We start from the raw sequence: 18286 nt of genomic DNA on the forward strand, positions 1-18286 counted from the left end.
CAGATTATGAGTGAACTTCCAAATACTCTTGAAGATGCGATCGCCCAATCTCGTGTAGCCGTCCAAGCTGCCCTTGCAGATGGCTGTACTCGCTTACAAGTTGAGTTCCTGTTCCCAGAACTGAAGTTTATGCCGGTGGCGGAACAATTTCTACCAGCGTTTACAGCTTATGATTCCCGTTTGAAGATTTTCTTTGCTGACGCTGGGGCTGCGGCCTTAGCCCGGCGTGATTGGGCAGATGCACCATTTCAAATTTTGGATATTGGTACAGGTAGGGCTGCTTCCTTGGAGACAAAAATTCAGCCAGAGGATGAAATTTTCTTATTCATCGCCCCCACATCCGTAGAAGTGCCGCAGTTGGAAAAGTTGTGTGAAGTAATAGGCGATCGCCCTGTAGTCTTGTTAAATCCCCGCCTAGAAGATTCTGGAACTGTGGGCATTGGTTATACAGCGAGAAAAATCCGCGATCGTTTTATCAGTACTATTGAATCTGCCTATTACGTGCGCCCCATAGACGATGAAAGTGCCCTATATCGCTCCTACCCAGGACAGTGGGAAGTTTGGCTAGAAACCGGCGGCGAATATCAAAGAATTGCCGAATTACCCACAAAACCATCTGGTGATGATTTGGATGTCATTGTTTTAAAAGGACAACCGCAAACAACAACAGACGCGACACCTGCGATAAAGCCCAATGTGTTTAAGAGTTTGCAACGGTTTTTAAAGGCGTTGAGTAGTTAACAGAAAGGAAATAAAGCAGAGGTAGCAGGAGGAAACTTGATCATCTGCTGCCTCATTTTGAGTTTTTTATTTATCCTTTGATAGTAAATCGTCGCAAGGAAGACCGCTCCCGTTGCGAGGAAGACCGCTCCCATCACGAGCAAGACCGCTTCAGTTTGTTGGGGAGTGCGTAGACGCAAAGCGATTTGTTGCTAGATATCGCTGCTTCGGCAGAGCAACAACTTAGGCGATCGCACCCAACTACCAAAAATAAACCCCGCTGCCATAAGAGGCGCTACGGGGTGTTAAGGCAATTATGCGGTAGTTTAGGTCGTTAATCAAGTTCTTCGTATAGTCCAGCCTATTTTAGTTATGATATGTGGCTAGGGATGGGTGAGACAGTGAGAATAGCTAATGGTTTTTCTTTACCCTCTACGGGATTTTTGGAGCGCTTCTCACTACATTGCTATAAAATCACCCAGAAATTTATTGCTTCTTCAATGTAAATGTTCCCTGGTTATTTTCAACATCGACAAAGCGTCCAGTTATAAGTCCAGGTTGGTCTAGCCTGCCACTGTGGACAATAGTATAAGTGATTTCTTGCCCTGTAACCCCAATTCCTGTAATGGTAACGACCGGCAGTCCTCGGTTGATAGTAGTTGGATAAACATTGACAACAAAAACACCATTCTTATTATCAGTGTTAATAGGCAACACATAATGCCCGTTACTGCCTACTATTTTAATCGAGCAAGCACCTAATACATAGCATTGGCTCTGAGGAAGACTGACTTGGTAATCCCATGTTCCGTCTAAATTATTGCTGCTAGTTGAAGAATAGATAATATTTTTTGACTCAGGGATTGCTTTGTCGTTAAACTCCTGAGCTAAAACTGATGACATAGGTGTAAGACTTGCAAAAGTAGCAAGAGCTACAATTCCAGTTTTCCAATTTATCTTCATTAGCTTTAACTCCTTTGTTGTGGGATTAGATATTTTAGGTAAGTGAGACATTGCTTTTACGGTGAAAAAAGTAACTAATGTTTACTTGAAAATCCTAAGTATAATAGTTGCTTTTATGCAGTTAATAACATCTCACTAGCTTTTATCAGACGTTAGTACACTTTTTATGCAAATTGTTAAATTATTTTTTACATCCAAGTAGGACATTGTTGCGAGATTTATAAAGATGAAAGTTAGCGGAGTAGGGAATATCGGCGCGATCGCTAATAAGATCAAGCAATTCTGACTGATCAGGGGTCAAATCATCGTAGGCTGTGGATTACAGGATTTACAGTCTGACGATGAAAATTAATAGGCACGGACGAGCCAAGGTTCTGAGCTAACAAGAGATACAGCTAATCTTCAGTACGAGCTTGATCTCCTTGCCACCGACCAATGTGAAATAAGGAATACTCAACCCCTACCCGTTCTTGGAGCTTGGCACGATCGGCAAAAAGCCTTTATTCCACAGCATAATCAATATATTTTGCAAAAATTATAAGATAAAAAGAGGAGTTAGGAATTTTACTATTAACTCCTCACTCCTAACTTTTTTAATTCGTTTGCAACGGTGCGTTCAAGACTTTTTCGATGCGATCGCGCGTTTCTAATAAGTGCGCTTTGGTATATTCATCCTCGGAATTAACACCCTTGAGCTTCTCATCAAGTTGTTTTAGTTTATACCAAGCTAAAGTGCGAGCATCTTCTGGAACATTTTCTTTTCGCAATACCATACCAGTCAAAATGTCCAAATATTGACGCTGCAAGCCTCGCCGCAAACTGGCGATCTTCATTGGTTTACCTTTTGGTTTGATGACTTCCGTCCAAATATCTGATTGTAAAGTATCAAATAGTTCCGGCAGGGTCAGTGCTTTTCCTTCGGGAGTTTTGAGTTCAATATCCTTGAGACGAGAGAGGCGATCGCCTGAGAGTAAATCTCGCAACACAGAACCCTGCATCAGTAACACCAAGTCATGAATGGGAAAATCCAAACGACCAACTTGGGGAGAACTACCCCAATGTCGCCAACGGGAAGGTGCTAATTTATTCAGTAATTCTGGCGAAAAATTTAGGGCATCTTCTGCAAATACATATTTTTGCAGCGTTTCTAAAGCTTGTCGTTGTTCTTCAACAGGTACTGGTTCAAATGGTAAACGGTGTTGGGGGATTCCAGATTTCTCAGAAGGTATCTCGCTGGGGTGAATGCGATAGAAAGATTGTCCCCCGATGTATTTTGTGGTGAAATATATTTGTTGAAAATAGTTACCCAATACTGTGCTAAAACGTTCGCTGACATCGCTGTAACTATCACCAGCCATTGGGAAACGTTTATCCAGACGTTCCCACATCACCCGCGAATTATTCAATTGCCACTGAGAATAAAGCAGCACATTACCGCTGTTATCCCAAGCATCAGCTGTGGGGTCAAGGTCATATACATCTTCATCTGTGGAATAACTCAACTCTGGCTTGTAGGATTGTGCAGCAATTTTCTCCAAAATTGGCTTTTCTGCTAGAGGAGTTGATGTCTGAATTGTTGTGTAGCCGTACTTAATTGCCCATTCATCATAAGGCCCCACCATACTAGGAAAATAATCTCCTTGTTTTGTACCTTGAGGGGCGATATTTGGGGGAATATAGTCCATTACGGAAGTTGTCAAACCTTTATTTTTGGTAATTTCTGTATTATTCATCTCCTGTGGTGGTAGCAGCGTACTACCACGGAAGTTATGACGTAAACCAAGAGTATGTCCAACTTCGTGAGCGATGATTAAACGTAGATATTGATTAATATATTCTTTCACCTGGTCTGGAGTAGCCATAGTATCAGGCAGCAGTGACATCGCCAGTGAACCAAAAGCAAACTGGTTAGCAGCTTCCATCCCGTAGCATAAATCGTATTCGCCTGCCATTTTCGATAAACGACCCAACAGCTTCTCTTGTCCTTGCATCTTCTGAGGCACACCATTGTTTTTCGCATCCAAACCATTGGCGCAAAGTAGACGATTTTGCATTAAAGCTGATAAAGTCGTGCGATTTTCTGTTTGGCTGGGTTGGATGATTTTGCGATATTCACTCTTGAGTGCCCGGATAAAGCTAGCATCTACGAGAATATCTGCATCCAAAATTTCCCCTGTCAATGGGTTAACGCGGGATGGCCCCATTGCAAAGTAGCCATCGACTGTGTTAATCCAGCGAATCGTGTTGTAACGAATATCTGCCGGGTCCCAGGTAGCATCATCTGGCATTTGGCGGACTTCAATTGCATCCTTGAATCCGGCTTTGATAAAGGCTTTGTTCCACATGAGAACGCCTTCTTTCATGGCATCGCGGTACTCTAAGGGTACAGCGTTATCAATCCAGAAGACAATCGGTTTTTTGGGACGAGAAATGACTGCTTTCGGGTCTTGTTTTTCTAAATGCCAACGATTTATGTAGCGGACAAAAGAATCGCCGCGATCGTCGTCTTTGGATAAATCTTGGTAGGCGGTGATGAAATAGCCAACGCGATCGTCAGCAAGGCGTGGTCGATAATCTTGATCGGGTAGTTGGGAGAGACTGTAGTGAACGCGCAGGGTAAAGCCACGGTTGTCAGCTAGCGACGCAAAGCTTGCCACTTCACTGTTGGGTTCAGCGCTATCAGAGTAATTCAAAACTGACTCGACTTCTAAGTTTTGGGGAAAGGCTTTAGCAGTACCAAAATAGGACTGGTCTGTGCTTGTGGGGACTCCTAAACTTGCAGATAATCCAGCTAAGTCTGTGAGTAACAAATCTCCCAAGTCAATGAGAATAGTTTTGCGTTCTGGATGAATGCTTTTAATGGAAATGTTGTAGAGAACAGAGTCGCTAAAAGATCGCGTCAGCGATCGCACCTGGGGATCTCCCTCACGAGTGCGAAAATTCACATTGCGGATGACAAAGTGTAGTTTATCATCTACCCGTTGGAAATAAAACAAAAAATCTTGCAGAGGCATACCACTATAAATACCCCGTTCGCCAATACCCGATTCCAGGGTTGCCGTAGCTAAGTAATTTTTATTAAGTTGTTCTGGCTTAATTTCTAGATAAATTTTATTCTTTTCTTTATTGCGATAAAGGGTGAACAATCCCCCTGACTTTTGGGTGTTTTTAATTACTTCGTTAAATGGCTCTAAATCATCTTTTGCTGCTGGTTTAGCACTAGGTTTAGGCTTTACATCCGGTTTTTCTGGGGGTTTTGCAACTTGTAAAAATGGTTGCTGATCTGCTTTTTTCAGGTTTTTTACTATCCAAATAAACGGTTGAGGCTGTACTTGTTTATTTTGATTAACTACCCAAACTTGGCCTGACGGTAGCCTCTGTTTCTGAGGAATATTAATATCCTTTAATGATAATGCTGAGATTTTAGTTGAATCAGTTTCTGTGGATAACTGATTATTGGATTTATCTCCACTTCTGTTTGTAACCACATCTTTTACAACAATATGCTTGGTTGTATCAACATTGTTAACAAACGGTGACTTAGCGCTAGCTGTCGCTATTCCTAAAAACAAACCATGTAACAAAATCATATAAAAGGTTAATCTTTTCATCGCATTCATTCCCTGATAACTATCTCACGTTAATTTTTAACTTTTGCAAAGCTATATAGCCTGCCCTCTGCCGATTGTCTTAGCTGCTTTATATTGGGCAACAAACTTTCAACTTAAATTTTAGTTGCAATTTCTCAGCTTTTTTGTGCTGTTTTAGTGTAGGATTTTTTCTAACAATTGCATCTCCAACAAACAGTAAGTATGATTTTTACATCAGACTAGTAAGTTTCTAGGAAAAAAAGTATAACAAACTAGCCCAACCATAGAATTACTTGATTTTTGAAATAATTTTTAAGTTAACACTTTGTTTACATGATCAGAAGAAGCTTAAGGCTACTACAGGTGAGCGAGAAGTCGCCATCCAGGAACGCTGTTGGCAAATTCACAAGAAGTAGTCCGCCATAAACATCGCCAACTCATGATTTTTTTACTATAGTATTTATTTATACTATTGATTGTTGGAAATGCAAAGCAAACTAGCGTAGAAAAGTTTTTAATTCAGAATTATCAAAAACAGTTATTTAAATGTAACAACGGAAACAAAAATGTCAACATATTTATCTCAAGTCTGGCAACTGCTGAGAAATTATGTGAGGGGTACAAGGTTACAAGAGATGCCAAAGACCACATCGCTAGAAACTAAAGCAGTTTTACCTCTAGGAAAAAAGACTAAAGAACCAGACAAAAGCGTTAAATTGGCTCAAGATAATTTGCAGGAATATTTATACTCTCCAAAACTGCAAAAAAGCTTAGAAAAATGGACAATACCAAAGAACGGTTTGATTTCTCAGATAGACGATCGCACATTGGGCACTTTACCCACTGGGTTTTACTTTAAAGTATGCGATCGCCAGATGCATGAACAGATTTATGATTTATTGGGCAATAGTGCCCTGAAACCTGAAATAGTCAAGCAACTGATGGAATTGGTTGTGACTGGTCAAAAAATCCGCCCAGAATTGCTTTTTTGGCGGCTAGAAGATTTTTATCGTCGCTGGTGTCACGGGGAATTTATCGATGGCATACCAGATGATAACCTGCCTCAGAAAACAAAGTTAAAGCTAGCAGCACAAAATATTGCGATCGGGTTGAGACAGGTAGACATATATACAGGGCTGAACGTACTGATTTTATTATTAGAGTTACACCGCTACGCTCAAGGCCAAGATGAACTCAAACAAAAAATCACCTTCTATCCATCTACCCAACCGGACACAGATAATTTTTTCACATCCCAACTGCTGCGGATTATCAATTATAGTGATGCCCTGGAAATTGGTAACTTTAGCAATATAGTTGGACAATTTCTCAAAGGTGGCAACTTTCGGAATGCTTACCTTGGTGATGCCAACCTTACCGGGGCAGACTTTAGCAACGCTGACCTAAGCTTTGCTTATCTCGGCGATGCCAACTTAACTGGTGTAAACTTTAGCGGTGCCAACCTTAGGGGTGCTAACCTCGGCGATGCCAACCTCAGCGGTGCCAACCTCAGCGGTGTTAACCTCAGCGGTGCCGACCTCAGTAGCACCAATCTCAGTGGTGCTAACCTTAACTGTGCCAACCTTAGCCGCGCCGACCTCAACCGCGCCGACCTTAGCAATACCAACCTTAACCGCGCCGACCTCAACCGCGCCGACCTCAACCGCGCCGACCTTAGCAGCACTAACCTCAGCCATGCTGACCTAAGTAACGCCATCCTTTTCGGTGCAAATCTGAGTGAAGCCAATCTTAGCAGCGTCAGCCTTAGCCATGCCGACCTTTGCCGCGCCGACCTCAGTGGTGCTGATTTGAGTCACGCCATCCTTAACGGTACTAATCTCAGTGACACAATTCTTTTCAGTACCAACCTCAGCGATGCTATCCTTGTTGCCGCAGACCTCAGCTATGCCAAACTTAACGGTGCCAAACTTAACAATGCCAGACTTAACGGTGCAATGTTCTTAGGTGCCGACCTCAGCGGTGTAGACCTGAGTCGGGTGATTCTCAACGAAGCTGACCTCAGCGGCGTGATTCTCAACGACGCCGACCTTAGTGGTGCTGACCTCACTGACGCCATCCTGTTTGGCACAGACTTCAGCTATGCCAACCTTAACAGTGCTAACCTCAGTGGCAGTAACCTCAGTGGTGCTATCCTCAATGGTGCGGATCTCAGTCATAGCAATCTAAGTTATGCCATTCTGGGTGGTGCAGACCTTAGCGACGCCAATTTAGAAGAAATGATCTGGGGTAAAAAGCAGCAGTGGGAAGGTGTGCGGGGATTAGAGACAGCAGTTAATGTACCGGAGGCGTTGAAGGAAGAACTGGGACTGAATTGAGATGAGGCGATATTCTACACTCAACTTTAAAGAGCCAATACATTTATGTATAGGTTTCTCCTCCCAACTAGAAAGCCCCCAGATGAATCCAAGGGCTTGGGTAATTTTGGTTGCGATCGCAATCTGCGGTAAATGCACTCTAAAATACTTAATTAATTACGGTGATTATTGCTGTAGTGAACCCTTGTACCTGCCCACAGCAACTTCTCCCGCAGCGTCTGATAGTAGGAATTGTTCTCGCGCAAAATAATAAATTTAGCCCGACACTCTGCCATCCGCACATCAACGCGGTGTCCGGGCCAAATTGAAGTCCCCAAAACCCCATCTGTCCACAGCTTGGTACTCAAATCGTAATCCCCCAAAGGCCAAATACTCACTACAGAACCAGGGGGTAAAACGAGGGGGCGACTAGAAAGGCTCATTGCACAAATGGGAGTGATGGTAATCGCCTCCATACCATCATGCATAATTGGCCCATTAGCAGAAACGGTATAACCTGTAGAACCTGTAGGAGTAGAAATAATCAACCCATCCCCGACGTATTGATCCACTACCTCACCATCGATTTCCATTTCCAGAATTGAGGTGATCATTCGGTCAGCGGAGGCGGGTTTGACACAAAATTCATTCAAAGCCAGGTAACGTTCGCTCACTGGTTCTAAATTAGATCCATGACCCTCATACACCGCAGCTTGTAACATCATCCGTCGTTGGATAGCATAGCGATCCTCAAACAGCCGATCCCAAACTTTCTCCGTATCCTGAAACTCTTCCACTGACTCAGTTAAAAACCCCAGATGACCTCCCACATTCACTCCCAGAATTGGGATACCAGCTGGGGCTAAATGTCTGGCACCAGTTAAAACAGTACCATCGCCACCGAGTACCAAAGCGAGATCGATTGGTTGACCCGCCGAAGCCAAAAAGACTGGATAGGGGTTGTCTTTCGGCCCGCTAGGCCCTATCAACACTTGGCAATCGCGACTTTCTAGTTGTTTCGCACAGATTTCTGCCCATTCTTTACTCCGGGCATCCCGCGCTTTATAAGCAATGATTACCTGCTTGAGTTGCACGCACAATTACCACTTCAGGAGATTAAACTGCTCCATATCGACGGTATCGCGGTTGCGATAAATGGCCAGCACGATCGCTAAACCCACCGCCGCTTCGGCTGCGGCCACGGTAATCACAAATACTGTGAAAACCTGACCCTTGATTAATGTTGAGTCGAGGAAGTTGGAAAATGCCATTAAATTCAGATTAACAGCATTGAGCAGTAACTCAATTGACATCAGCACCCGCACAGCGTTGCGGCTGGTAATTAAACCGTAGATGCCGATGCAGAATAAAGCTGCTGCTAGTAATAAAAAGTACTGGAGTTGCATGAATCTAAGTATTACTCCTCAAAATCTGGCTGTTTATCTGCGACTCAGGTCGCAAATATTACTCTTTTGTTTCACTGGTTGTTGATACTAGTTCTCTAGGGCGTTCTTGCAAAGTCAAAACAGTTTGCCCCAGTTGGGATGGTGTCAATAGGTCTGGCAAATACTCGCGGCGTGCCAAAATAATTGCTCCTACCATTGCTATCAGCAGCAAAATGGAAGCTAGTTCAAAAGGCAGTAAAAAGTCAGTGAAAAAATGTTCTCCAATTAAAACTATAGAACTTTCACCACCCGCCACAGGAGCAGTTGAGTACGCCCAAGGAGTAGCTAGAACCATCGTACTTAAAAGACCAAACAATCCTACACTAACTACACCCGTAAGTACTTTACGCACCCATGAGTTAGGAAATGCTACAAAGTTCTCCCGCTTGTTCACCAACATAATGGCAAACAAAATCAACACGTTAACCGCCCCAACATAAATTAGTATTTGTGCAGCTGCAACAAAATCAGCATTTAGTAACAGGTACATTCCCGCTATGCTGATGAACACACCCCCCAGCAAAAAGGCAGAATAGACGATGTTGGAGAACAGCACCACACCAATGGCCGCCCCAATCATCATCACGCCTAGTATGCCAAGCGATACAAGCTGTACTCCTTCTGCTAGATTCACTGTTTTTTGTCCTTAGTCAATTGTCAATTGTCATTGGTCATTAGTCATTGGTCATTAGTCATTGGTCAAATGACAATGGACAAATGACAAATGACATTTATTTTTCTGTTTGTTCTACCAAGTCTTCTGGACGTGCACCTGCACGCGGTGCATCCGCAGGTAGTCCGTGGGGTTCGAGGACGCCTTTGGGTAGGTAAACTAGTTCGCGCAGTGGTGTAACCATTGGATCATCTGTTACCTTATAGGGCAGACGACCTAGCGCTACGTTGTCGTAGTTCAATTCATGGCGATCGTAAGTGGAAAGCTCATACTCTTCTGTCATAGATAGACAGTTAGTTGGGCAAAATTCCACACAATTACCGCAAAAGATACAAACTCCAAAGTCAATGCTGTAGTGGTTGAGTTTTTTCTTTTTGCTGGCTTTGTCGAATTCCCAATCTACTACAGGCAGGTTAATTGGACAAACGCGAACGCAAACTTCGCAGGCAATGCACTTATCAAATTCAAAGTGAATCCTACCGCGAAACCGTTCGCCAAGAATTAGTTTCTCGTAAGGGTACTGTACAGTAATTGGACGCCGCCGCATGTGGTCGAAGGTGACAGAAAGCCCCTGACCAATGTAACGCGCAGCTTGTACCGTTTCTTTGGCGTAATCACCAACTTGTTTTAGGAACTTTAGCATTGTGTTTCACTCTCTCTTTTGAAGCTATCAGCCTTATTTGTCCCTTGTCCTTTGTCCTTTGTCCTTTGTCTTTCGTGCATTAGTCATTTGTGTATGCTAATGACTAATGACTAACCACCAAAAGCGAAGGGAAAGGCTAGTTTCAGGGCGGCGGTTAATAGCAGATTAACTAAACCAACTGGCAACAAAAACTTCCATCCTAAATCTAACAGTTGGTCAATCCGTACCCGTGGCACTGTCCAGCGCAACAGGATGGCGACAAACACTAGTAAATAGGCTTTGAAGACGGTCATGGTGATACCCAAAGCCGCAGTTATTATCTGGAACACGGGATTTACTTCACTGACTCCTAGCCAACCAGCGATCAGGTTGAGGGGAAGGGGAAAGTCCCAACCACCCAGGTAGAGAATCGCTACTAGTAAGGAAGAAAGGATTAAGTTAACGTAGGAACCCAGGTAGAACAGACCGAATTTCATACCTGAGTATTCAGTCTGATAGCCGGCAACGATTTCTTCTTCCGCTTCAGGTAAGTCAAAGGGTAATCGTTCGCATTCAGCTAGGGCAGCTATCCAAAAGATCAGAAAACCAACTGGTTGTCGCCAAATGTTCCAGCCCAGAATGCCGTAGCCAGATTGCTGATTGACAATATCAACGGTGTCGAGGCTGTTAGACATCATAGCGATCGCTAACACTGCCAGCGCCAAAGGAATTTCATAACTAATAGATTGCGCTGCTGCCCGCAAGCCCCCTAAGAGGGAGTATTTGTTATTAGATGCGTAGCCAGCCATCAGCAAGCCAATGGGTTGAATACTTGACAAGGCAATCCACAAGAATACGCCCATGCCCACATTGCTAATAACGATATTCTGTCCAAAAGGCACAATCAGGAACGACAGAAACACCGGAATTACAACAATAATAGGGCCGAGGGTAAACAGCCAGGGGTCAGACTTGGCTGGTACTATATCTTCTTTAAATACCAGCTTCAGACCATCCGCTACAGGTACCAGCAACCCAAAAGGCCCCTGGTATTCTGGCCCAATTCGCTGCTGTGCGGAGGCGGAAATTTTCCGTTCTAGCCAAGTAGCAACTAATACCCCCACTGTTGCCCCAATTAGCATCAGTATCATTGGCAGGGGCATCCAAATCGCTTTGGCTGTTCCTGCTGGTATACCTAAATCCCGGAGGGATTCAATAAAAGTTCCTTGGAGGTCAATTCCTGAGTTCATGTTTCCGCTCTTTAAGACATCGAGTCATAGTGAATTACAACTATTAGTTAAATTAATACCTGTAAATTCACCCATTTTTAATTTTTGCTGTGATGACGCCCGATTGAAGATTTGTTGCCAATTCCCATGCCTAGTATATCGTTGGATGGTTTGAGCACCCTGAAGCGAGATGAGAACTTCTACTTATGGTTGGCATTGAGATTGGCTATTGAGGAGCAGCGGGGACAAGGGGACAAGGAGACAAGGGGAAATTATTGAACAAATCTTTCCCTTGTCTACCTTGTCTCTTCTTCATGCCCAATGCCCAATGCCCATTTACCGTTGGTCAATGGGCGTATAAGTAACTTCGTGATGACCGTTGTAAACCTGTGTAGGACGGAAAATCCGGTTTTCTGCTAATTGTTCTTTCCAGTGGGCTAGCCAACCTGCAACGCGGGCGATCGCAAATATTGGCGTAAACAAGTCTGTAGGAATACCCATCTTCCTATACACCAAACCGGAATAAAAGTCAATATTGGGATAAATCCCCTTGCTACCGAGTTTTTCCTCTACTACTCGTTCCATTTCTTGAGCAATGTCATAAAACTTGTCGTGGCCAAACTTTTCAAACAATTGCTCTGCTAGTGCTTGTAAAATTGTGGCTCGTGGGTCTTTCACCTTATAAACACGATGTCCAAAGCCCATAATCTTAGATTTACTTTGCAGACAGTCCTCTATGTAAGGACGGACATTTTCCACAGAACCAATTTTTTCCAACATCTGAATTACTTCTTCATTGGCTCCACCATGCAGAGGCCCACCCAAAGTTCCGACGGCACTAGCAACCACAGCATAAGGATCAGTCAAGGTGGAAGCTGTCACCCTGGCACTGAAAGTGGAAGCATTCATTGTATGCTCGACCTGAAGTATCAAGCAGATATCAAAAACTCGCGCCATCAGAGGATCGGGTTCTTGCTCATTGAGCATGTATAGAAAGTTGGCGGAGTAGTCTAAGTCATCACGGGGACGTACCGGATCGTTGCCTTTTCGCATCAGTTGGAACGCTGCCACCATCGTGGGAATGGTTGCTATCAGGCGCACCACCGAGTCTCGAATGTAGACAGGATTATGTAAATCGCGGAGCGAATAAAACAAGCCTAAAGCCGCAGCAGAAGCTTGCAAGGCATCCATTGGGTGGCCGCTTTCTGGAAAGCATTTCATCATGTCCCGAATGCGGTACTTTATCCGCCTGTGGTAACGAACTTCATGCTCAAATATTTCCAGTTCTTCTTTGCTTGGAAGTTCGCCCCAGATTAAAAGATAAGCAGTTTCTAGGAATGTACTTTTTTCTGCTAGTTCTTCAATCCGAATGCCACGATATTCTAGTATTCCCTTTTGCCCATCAACATAGCTGATACTTGATTGAGCGGCGGGAATGCCTTCTAGACCAGGCTTGTATTCGCACACCATCATGGCAACACCATTTGCTTTTTGAAATATCTGATCAAGCTAACTTACCAGAAATTTATTGTCGCCATAACAGTAGCCGTTCTAACAACAATCGAAAATGTTGAAAAACTGTTATAGCAGGTACTTGGGTGGTGTCAACCAAAACATTTGACTGCGACCCAGAGGAGATCCTGTTTCTGGTAGTTTTATCCCAATCATACCTGCTTTTTTCAAGACTAAGCTTGCTTTGACTTCTCCCCACAGGAGAATTTCTGCCCAATTGGTTAAATCAGGTTCATGTCCAACCAGTGCTAGTTGGGTATTTTGAGAATAATTTCTCCGCTCTAACCAGTCTTTGAGCCAACTAGAAATTTGACCATCGTGGGCGAGGTGGCTAGATTCCTCTAACTGGGGGCTTAGTTTTTCTGCTATAAGGATTTCAGCCGTTTGGCGGGCACGCACTAAGGGGCTGGTGAGAATCAAATCAAAACTTAAACCCAATTTAACAAGTTTCTGGGCAACTTTCTCAGTTTTTTGCCTTCCTTCTTTGGTAAGACTGCGCTCCTCATCCTTGATGCCTAATCCCTTGTCTTCGGCGATGCCATGACGAATTAAATATAGTTCCATATTTTGTATTATGAGTGTCAGTTAGGCTGCTCTTAGGCAATGTTAGAACGCTATCCACCACTTAGCAATCTGTCATACTCTGGATGTGACCAAATCCAAAACCATACAAAATTATCATCTTCTTGCAAGCGCCCGATAATGTATACCAATACGCACTGATCAAAACTGACCAACTTTTTTGAAATGCAATGATGGATACTTGGGATCTTCCCGAAGAAACTTGTAACATTGGTTAATAAGCTCTTGGATATCAATTGGTAACTTGCGATAGTAATACCAAAAATCTGGGGTTGCTCGATGTTTCACAGATCAGTACAACGCCCTTCTCGGAGATGTTTGAGTGCTTTCTCTGCTAATACATCTAACCGACCAGCAACCACATCCTTTTCAATCTGTTTATCCCAGACTGCTGTATCGAATTCCGCAAACCAGGCACGAAAAGCAGCTAAATCCTCTGGTGAAAGTTGACTAACAGCGAGTTTTACTTCCTTTAGGGTACTCATAATTTAGGTAAATCAAGCTTGTCATTCTTTAAATTAAATATATTATGAATAGTATTGTTTATTTACTTTCAAAATTTCTAATCCAACGTCAATTCTATTACGACACCACTTTGCATTTTCTTGAGGCCAGTTTAGATCCTTAACAAGATATTGCTCGATTAACTCAGTATTTATCTTTTTTTTACAACGTGAAGCAGCACAAATAAAAAAATCTAGCCGTTCAATATCGTTGGTATGATAACTTAAGGGAAATCGACTCAAGTATCTTTCAAAATATTCTCTTGCTTTTAGAGATGTAATGATTTCATGTAATCCAATATCTTCGTTTGATAGTTTGATAGAAATTATATTATAACTAGCAAGACTAATAAAATTATTAAAATCTTTTTTAAATCGTCTTAATAAAAAATTGTACTCTAACATTTGTATATGACCGTACTGTGAATTAAAAATATTCACAATTGAATAAAATTTATCTTTTCTCTTAGTAATAAGAAATGATGGTTTGTGGTGGTTTTCATCTAAAAATAGGATACAGGAAGGCTTACTCGTTTCCTTTATATGCTCTTCTGATTCTTTTTGGAGATAATTCCAGTCATTAAAATCTTGAGTAAATTTTTTAAAAATCTCAATAATTTCGTCATCAGTAACTTTTTTGAATTTTAAGTTTAGTTCTTGATAAGTCTTCATTTATTTAGTCTAAAAATACCTAAATTACTTAATAGTAATTCATAGATAATATCTACGTCAAACTATTAAATCTCTAAGCTGAGACAATGAGCGTTTTGCACGATGCAATTTTTCAGCGATCGCTCACAAGATAAGATTACGATTATTCCTCAGCGTTAGGATAAAAGTCTAAGTCTAAAATCTCATCGACAGAAAAGGGACAGGCGATCGCAAAGTTATTTTCTGATAAACTTGTTTCCACCATTGCCTCTCGCCGCGCTCTTTGATAGGTAGTATTTATCCACTCGGCATCATTTAAAAAATGCCGCAAGCTAGGACTTTGTTGCAGCAATTCATCTATATTCAGTCGGTCACGGGTAATGGTCACTTGCCAACTGTGACTACGACGTTCTGGTTGATACTTCCACTTCAACAAATGCGATAAGATTAACCGCAACGCACTTTGCAACGCCCGCTGTTGACTCTTACCCAAGTCCACCACTTCCTCAATTAAGTGTTCTAAATCCAGGGTGTCCCAGTGGTGCAATCGCAAAAGCTCTGCTGTCTGCTCTACCCAAGCATAAAAATCTTGCTCATACAGAGTTTGTAAGATTTGGAGTTTTATAGACTTCATGGCGCTCCTTCTTCACAAATAAATAGGTAGGCGCAAGTTAACTTTGATTTAGTTCAGCATTCTTCATAAAACTCAAATTCCCGACTTTTATCAAAAATCGGGAAGGGATGCTATCTGACCAAACACCTTGACTGCTGCATTGGTTAGGAGTTCTCCGCGTCTCCTTGATATCTCTCTACTCCGACTGAATCGGGTTGTCTCTGGGGTTAACTAACCTCAGCAGTTTTTGCTTAATTTGAGCGTCGAATACTTCCCATTTCATTTTCGCATAAGCGGAATTTTCGTTGCTGCCAGACAAGAAGCCCATTGGAATTTCAAAGCCGCCTGCGCTTGTCCTTCCACCGCCGAAAAAGCGCCCTGCACTATCTTGTCCAAAGGCTTCTTTGATGAATTCATCAGGGTCAAGGGTGAGTTTGCTGGTTCTCAGGGAGCCAATGACTATTTCTAATTCTTCGTCTTCATCGTGAACAATGCCGTAAACTACGGCGGTGTGGACGTTTTCTTCGGTGACGAGAAAATCAGCCGCTTGGGGGATGGCATCACGGTCTTCGTAGCGTAAGTAACCAACACCAGCAATGGAAAAGTTATTTTGGACGATGCGGTTTTTGAGCGATCGCTCGATCACATCCATTACCCGCTTGGAACGGTTCGCCTGTAAAATGGCGTTTAGCAGTTGAGCGTCATAAAATCGGCTTAAATACGCCGCTGCCATAAAATCTTCTTCTTGGGCTTGCATGAGCCGATTTGTATCCGATCGCAAGCCATGCATCAAGGCAGTAGCGCATTTTACGTGTTGATTTATGCTGCTATCTAATGCTAATAATCCCGTTTGGAGGTACTGAGTAAAAATTGTTGCCGTCGCTCTTACATAAGGACGGATATCCTCAAACTCTGATTGCAGATCGCCTTGGATACTGTGATGGTCGATGAGTACCACTAAAGGAATTCCAGCCTGCTGCACCGCTGACAGTAGTTGTGAAGTGGTTCCCTGGTTGTCAATTAGTACAAAACCTTGATAAGATGACAAATCTTTTGTTTTCAAGGTTTGCGTTGTCCACCGGTGGACAGGTAAATTAGTCAGCCTTACCAAGGCAATATTTTCTTGATGGCTCAATGCGCCAGCATAAATGATTTCACATTTGATATCATATTGCTGGGCAATTAACTGGTAAGCCCAGGCACAGGAAAGGGCATCAGGGTCAGGAAAATCTTGCAGAATGACCAGTTGGCGATCGTGTCGGTGTGCTAACAGGGTTTTTTGCAGTTCTTCTGACTTTTGTTGTGCCAGAGAATTACTACGCTGACCGAGATATATAGTCCCATCACCTACCGATGGCGGTAATGACGCACTTTTAAATGCAACTTCCACTGGCGCTTTCTCGATTTCAGGTTCCTCTGGGTTTGGCTCTGTGGTCAATGACAAACTCTCAAACTGAGTAACGGGAGAATTAAAGTACATAGGGAACTTTTTTAAAGTGTGAGGCTCCTTTAATTCAGAAATACTACGAGCAGCAATTCACTGAATTTAGCCACATTAATTACGATCTTCGCAAAAATCTCAAGACATTGCACTATACATCTAAGTATATTTCTTGTCAGTAACAGCGCTTAACAATCAACTAACTTCCACTAAAGGGCATACAGTCAGGAAGTTTAGGATATCGGGCTGTATCTGGCAGCATAAATATGTTTTAGGAGTTTTTTTCTTTTTCGTAAATTGAATCGGGGTGATTTTTATCTAACTTAGGGTCTACCCTCTATCTTATACTTTAGGATTAGTCCTTGATCTTTGAAATATTCTTATGCTTAATATTCTCATTATTGTGACTATTGAGCAATTAACAATTATTTTTGATGAACAACGCGTGTTTCGTATCCCCTTTGAAAATTCTAAGAATTTAGAGTAAAGTCCAATGGAAAAGCCAAAAGACAGTGGGGATAAAGAGCAAAGGGGAAACTCTATATACATACAACAAAGTTGAAAGCTTGATAGTTGATGCAATTGCCTTCGTTGCCAGCTATATAGCCACCAATTTTTTAACACTCCATAACTACTAAAAGTTATTGGCTATGTCTTAAAGAAAGAGGGTATTTCTTCTTTTGCCTTTGCTCCTCTAAATTTTTTGCTCAAAGACCTATAACATACTTTTGCCACTCTGTGTGTAGTCCACTCTTAAGATGTTTGCTGACCTCGAAATAAAGACTACTATAAGGTTGGCGTGGGGGATGACGCAAAGGCATGTGAGCTTCGTGGGGAGTCCGACTGCCTTTTTTGACATTGCAACGGACACAAGCGGTAACAATATTCTCCCAAGTATCGCCCCCACCGCGCGATCGCGGTATTACATGGTCTAGCGTCAACTCATCCCCTGTGTAACCACAGTATTGACAGGCATGACCATCACGGTGCAATATATTTCGGCGAGTTAGAGGGATTTCTTTATAAGGAACGCGTACATAATGACGCAACCGAATTACGGTCGGCAACGGGAAATCCGTGTACAGAAATTTACCATTGTGTTCCACGCGTTCTGCTTTGCCCTTGATTAAAAGAACTACAGCACGACGCCAACTCGTTATATTGAGAGGTTCGTAAGAGGCGTTTAAGACTAAAACCTTCCCCATTATTTGCGCTCAGGGTATGAGTTTTACAATATATTAACACAAATACACCCTGCTAGGGAGGTGAGAAAAAATTATACTTTCGGGAAAATTTGGAAATTGAGTTAGGAGTTAGGAGTTATGAGTTATGAGTTAAGAGTTAAGAAGTAAAATTTATAACTTTATGACAAGGCTTACGTAGATTGACACAATCGCGCAGCGTCTCGTAGAGAAGAATGGAGTGAA

The 18286-nt window shown here is 42.6% G+C and carries 16 protein-coding genes; 2 read left to right on the forward strand and 14 right to left on the reverse strand.

Annotated features, from left to right (window positions below; translation table 11 throughout):
• Positions 1-6: 6 nt before the first annotated feature.
• The gene (locus tag NLP_RS10505; RefSeq protein WP_104909834.1) at positions 7-741 is read left to right on the forward strand and encodes a DUF1995 family protein; all 735 of its coding nucleotides are present in this window, start codon (positions 7-9) and stop codon (positions 739-741) included.
• Between the two features lie 465 nt (positions 742-1206).
• On the opposite strand, the gene NLP_RS10515 is transcribed toward NLP_RS10505, so the two are convergent.
• Positions 1207-1683: a hypothetical protein gene (locus tag NLP_RS10515; RefSeq protein ID WP_104906366.1), complete on the reverse strand. Its 477-nt coding sequence runs from the start codon at positions 1681-1683 to the stop codon at positions 1207-1209.
• Between the two features lie 593 nt (positions 1684-2276).
• Positions 2277-5294 carry a zinc-dependent metalloprotease gene (locus tag NLP_RS10520; RefSeq protein ID WP_104909835.1) on the reverse strand — a complete coding sequence of 1006 codons (3018 nt, stop codon included), beginning with the start codon at positions 5292-5294 and terminating at the stop codon, positions 2277-2279.
• 545 nt (positions 5295-5839) lie between these two features.
• On the opposite strand from NLP_RS10520, the gene NLP_RS10525 reads away from it, so the two are divergent.
• Positions 5840-7609 carry a pentapeptide repeat-containing protein gene (locus tag NLP_RS10525; protein ID WP_104906367.1) on the forward strand — a complete coding sequence of 590 codons (1770 nt, stop codon included), beginning with the start codon at positions 5840-5842 and terminating at the stop codon, positions 7607-7609.
• 152 nt (positions 7610-7761) lie between these two features.
• Here NLP_RS10525 and NLP_RS10530 read toward each other — a convergent pair whose 3' ends face one another.
• From NLP_RS10530 to NLP_RS10590, 12 genes are all read right to left on the reverse strand, one after another.
• A complete protein-coding gene (locus NLP_RS10530) occupies positions 7762-8682 on the reverse strand; it encodes an NAD(+) kinase (protein WP_104906368.1) in 921 nt (306 codons plus the stop codon).
• Between the two features lie 6 nt (positions 8683-8688).
• Positions 8689-8994: an NADH-quinone oxidoreductase subunit NuoK gene (gene nuoK, locus NLP_RS10535; RefSeq protein ID WP_006199065.1), complete on the reverse strand. Its 306-nt coding sequence runs from the start codon at positions 8992-8994 to the stop codon at positions 8689-8691.
• Between the two features lie 58 nt (positions 8995-9052).
• The gene (locus NLP_RS10540) at positions 9053-9667 is read right to left on the reverse strand and encodes an NADH-quinone oxidoreductase subunit J (RefSeq protein ID WP_104906369.1); all 615 of its coding nucleotides are present in this window, start codon (positions 9665-9667) and stop codon (positions 9053-9055) included.
• A 97-nt stretch (positions 9668-9764) separates the two neighbouring features.
• On the reverse strand, positions 9765-10349 hold the full coding sequence (ndhI, locus tag NLP_RS10545) for an NAD(P)H-quinone oxidoreductase subunit I (protein ID WP_104906370.1): 585 nt from the start codon (positions 10347-10349) through the stop codon (positions 9765-9767).
• 110 nt (positions 10350-10459) lie between these two features.
• Positions 10460-11578, reverse strand: a complete 1119-nt coding sequence (gene nuoH / locus NLP_RS10550) for an NADH-quinone oxidoreductase subunit NuoH (protein ID WP_104906371.1) — start codon at positions 11576-11578, stop codon at positions 10460-10462.
• Between the two features lie 315 nt (positions 11579-11893).
• Positions 11894-13030, reverse strand: a complete 1137-nt coding sequence (locus tag NLP_RS10555) for a citrate synthase (RefSeq protein ID WP_104906372.1) — start codon at positions 13028-13030, stop codon at positions 11894-11896.
• A 108-nt stretch (positions 13031-13138) separates the two neighbouring features.
• The gene (gene sixA / locus NLP_RS10560; RefSeq protein ID WP_104906373.1) at positions 13139-13633 is read right to left on the reverse strand and encodes a phosphohistidine phosphatase SixA; all 495 of its coding nucleotides are present in this window, start codon (positions 13631-13633) and stop codon (positions 13139-13141) included.
• A 302-nt stretch (positions 13634-13935) separates the two neighbouring features.
• Positions 13936-14136 carry a hypothetical protein gene (locus tag NLP_RS10570; protein ID WP_104906374.1) on the reverse strand — a complete coding sequence of 67 codons (201 nt, stop codon included), beginning with the start codon at positions 14134-14136 and terminating at the stop codon, positions 13936-13938.
• 42 nt (positions 14137-14178) lie between these two features.
• The gene (locus NLP_RS10575; protein WP_104906375.1) at positions 14179-14826 is read right to left on the reverse strand and encodes a hypothetical protein; all 648 of its coding nucleotides are present in this window, start codon (positions 14824-14826) and stop codon (positions 14179-14181) included.
• Between the two features lie 142 nt (positions 14827-14968).
• Entirely contained in the window at positions 14969-15439 is a 471-nt protein-coding gene (locus NLP_RS10580) for a DUF29 domain-containing protein (RefSeq protein WP_104906376.1), read from the reverse strand.
• 175 nt (positions 15440-15614) lie between these two features.
• Complete coding sequence (locus tag NLP_RS10585; protein ID WP_104906377.1) at positions 15615-16898, reverse strand: DHH family phosphoesterase; 1284 nt, start codon at positions 16896-16898, stop codon at positions 15615-15617.
• A gap of 668 nt (positions 16899-17566) precedes the next feature.
• Positions 17567-18064 carry an HNH endonuclease gene (locus tag NLP_RS10590; protein ID WP_094349059.1) on the reverse strand — a complete coding sequence of 166 codons (498 nt, stop codon included), beginning with the start codon at positions 18062-18064 and terminating at the stop codon, positions 17567-17569.
• Positions 18065-18286 lie beyond the last annotated feature (222 nt).

This window comes from Nostoc sp. 'Lobaria pulmonaria (5183) cyanobiont' (genome assembly GCF_002949795.1).
Classification (GTDB): domain Bacteria; phylum Cyanobacteriota; class Cyanobacteriia; order Cyanobacteriales; family Nostocaceae; genus Nostoc.

What these genes read in the sequence shown, in the direction of transcription:
- NLP_RS10505 (WP_104909834.1), top strand. Translation starts at nt 7, where the DNA reads ATGAGTGAACTTCCAAATACTCTTGAAGATGCGATCGCCCAATCTCGT.
- NLP_RS10585 (WP_104906377.1), bottom strand. Translation starts at nt 16,898, where the DNA reads ATGTACTTTAATTCTCCCGTTACTCAGTTTGAGAGTTTGTCATTGACC.
- NLP_RS10515 (WP_104906366.1), bottom strand. Translation starts at nt 1,683, where the DNA reads ATGAAGATAAATTGGAAAACTGGAATTGTAGCTCTTGCTACTTTTGCA.
- nuoK (WP_006199065.1), bottom strand. Translation starts at nt 8,994, where the DNA reads ATGCAACTCCAGTACTTTTTATTACTAGCAGCAGCTTTATTCTGCATC.
- NLP_RS10570 (WP_104906374.1), bottom strand. Translation starts at nt 14,136, where the DNA reads ATGAGTACCCTAAAGGAAGTAAAACTCGCTGTTAGTCAACTTTCACCA.
- NLP_RS10555 (WP_104906372.1), bottom strand. Translation starts at nt 13,030, where the DNA reads ATGATGGTGTGCGAATACAAGCCTGGTCTAGAAGGCATTCCCGCCGCT.
- ndhI (WP_104906370.1), bottom strand. Translation starts at nt 10,349, where the DNA reads ATGCTAAAGTTCCTAAAACAAGTTGGTGATTACGCCAAAGAAACGGTA.
- NLP_RS10520 (WP_104909835.1), bottom strand. Translation starts at nt 5,294, where the DNA reads ATGAAAAGATTAACCTTTTATATGATTTTGTTACATGGTTTGTTTTTA.
- NLP_RS10580 (WP_104906376.1), bottom strand. Translation starts at nt 15,439, where the DNA reads ATGAAGTCTATAAAACTCCAAATCTTACAAACTCTGTATGAGCAAGAT.
- NLP_RS10590 (WP_094349059.1), bottom strand. Translation starts at nt 18,064, where the DNA reads ATGGGGAAGGTTTTAGTCTTAAACGCCTCTTACGAACCTCTCAATATA.
- NLP_RS10525 (WP_104906367.1), top strand. Translation starts at nt 5,840, where the DNA reads ATGTCAACATATTTATCTCAAGTCTGGCAACTGCTGAGAAATTATGTG.
- nuoH (WP_104906371.1), bottom strand. Translation starts at nt 11,578, where the DNA reads ATGAACTCAGGAATTGACCTCCAAGGAACTTTTATTGAATCCCTCCGG.
- sixA (WP_104906373.1), bottom strand. Translation starts at nt 13,633, where the DNA reads ATGGAACTATATTTAATTCGTCATGGCATCGCCGAAGACAAGGGATTA.
- NLP_RS10575 (WP_104906375.1), bottom strand. Translation starts at nt 14,826, where the DNA reads ATGAAGACTTATCAAGAACTAAACTTAAAATTCAAAAAAGTTACTGAT.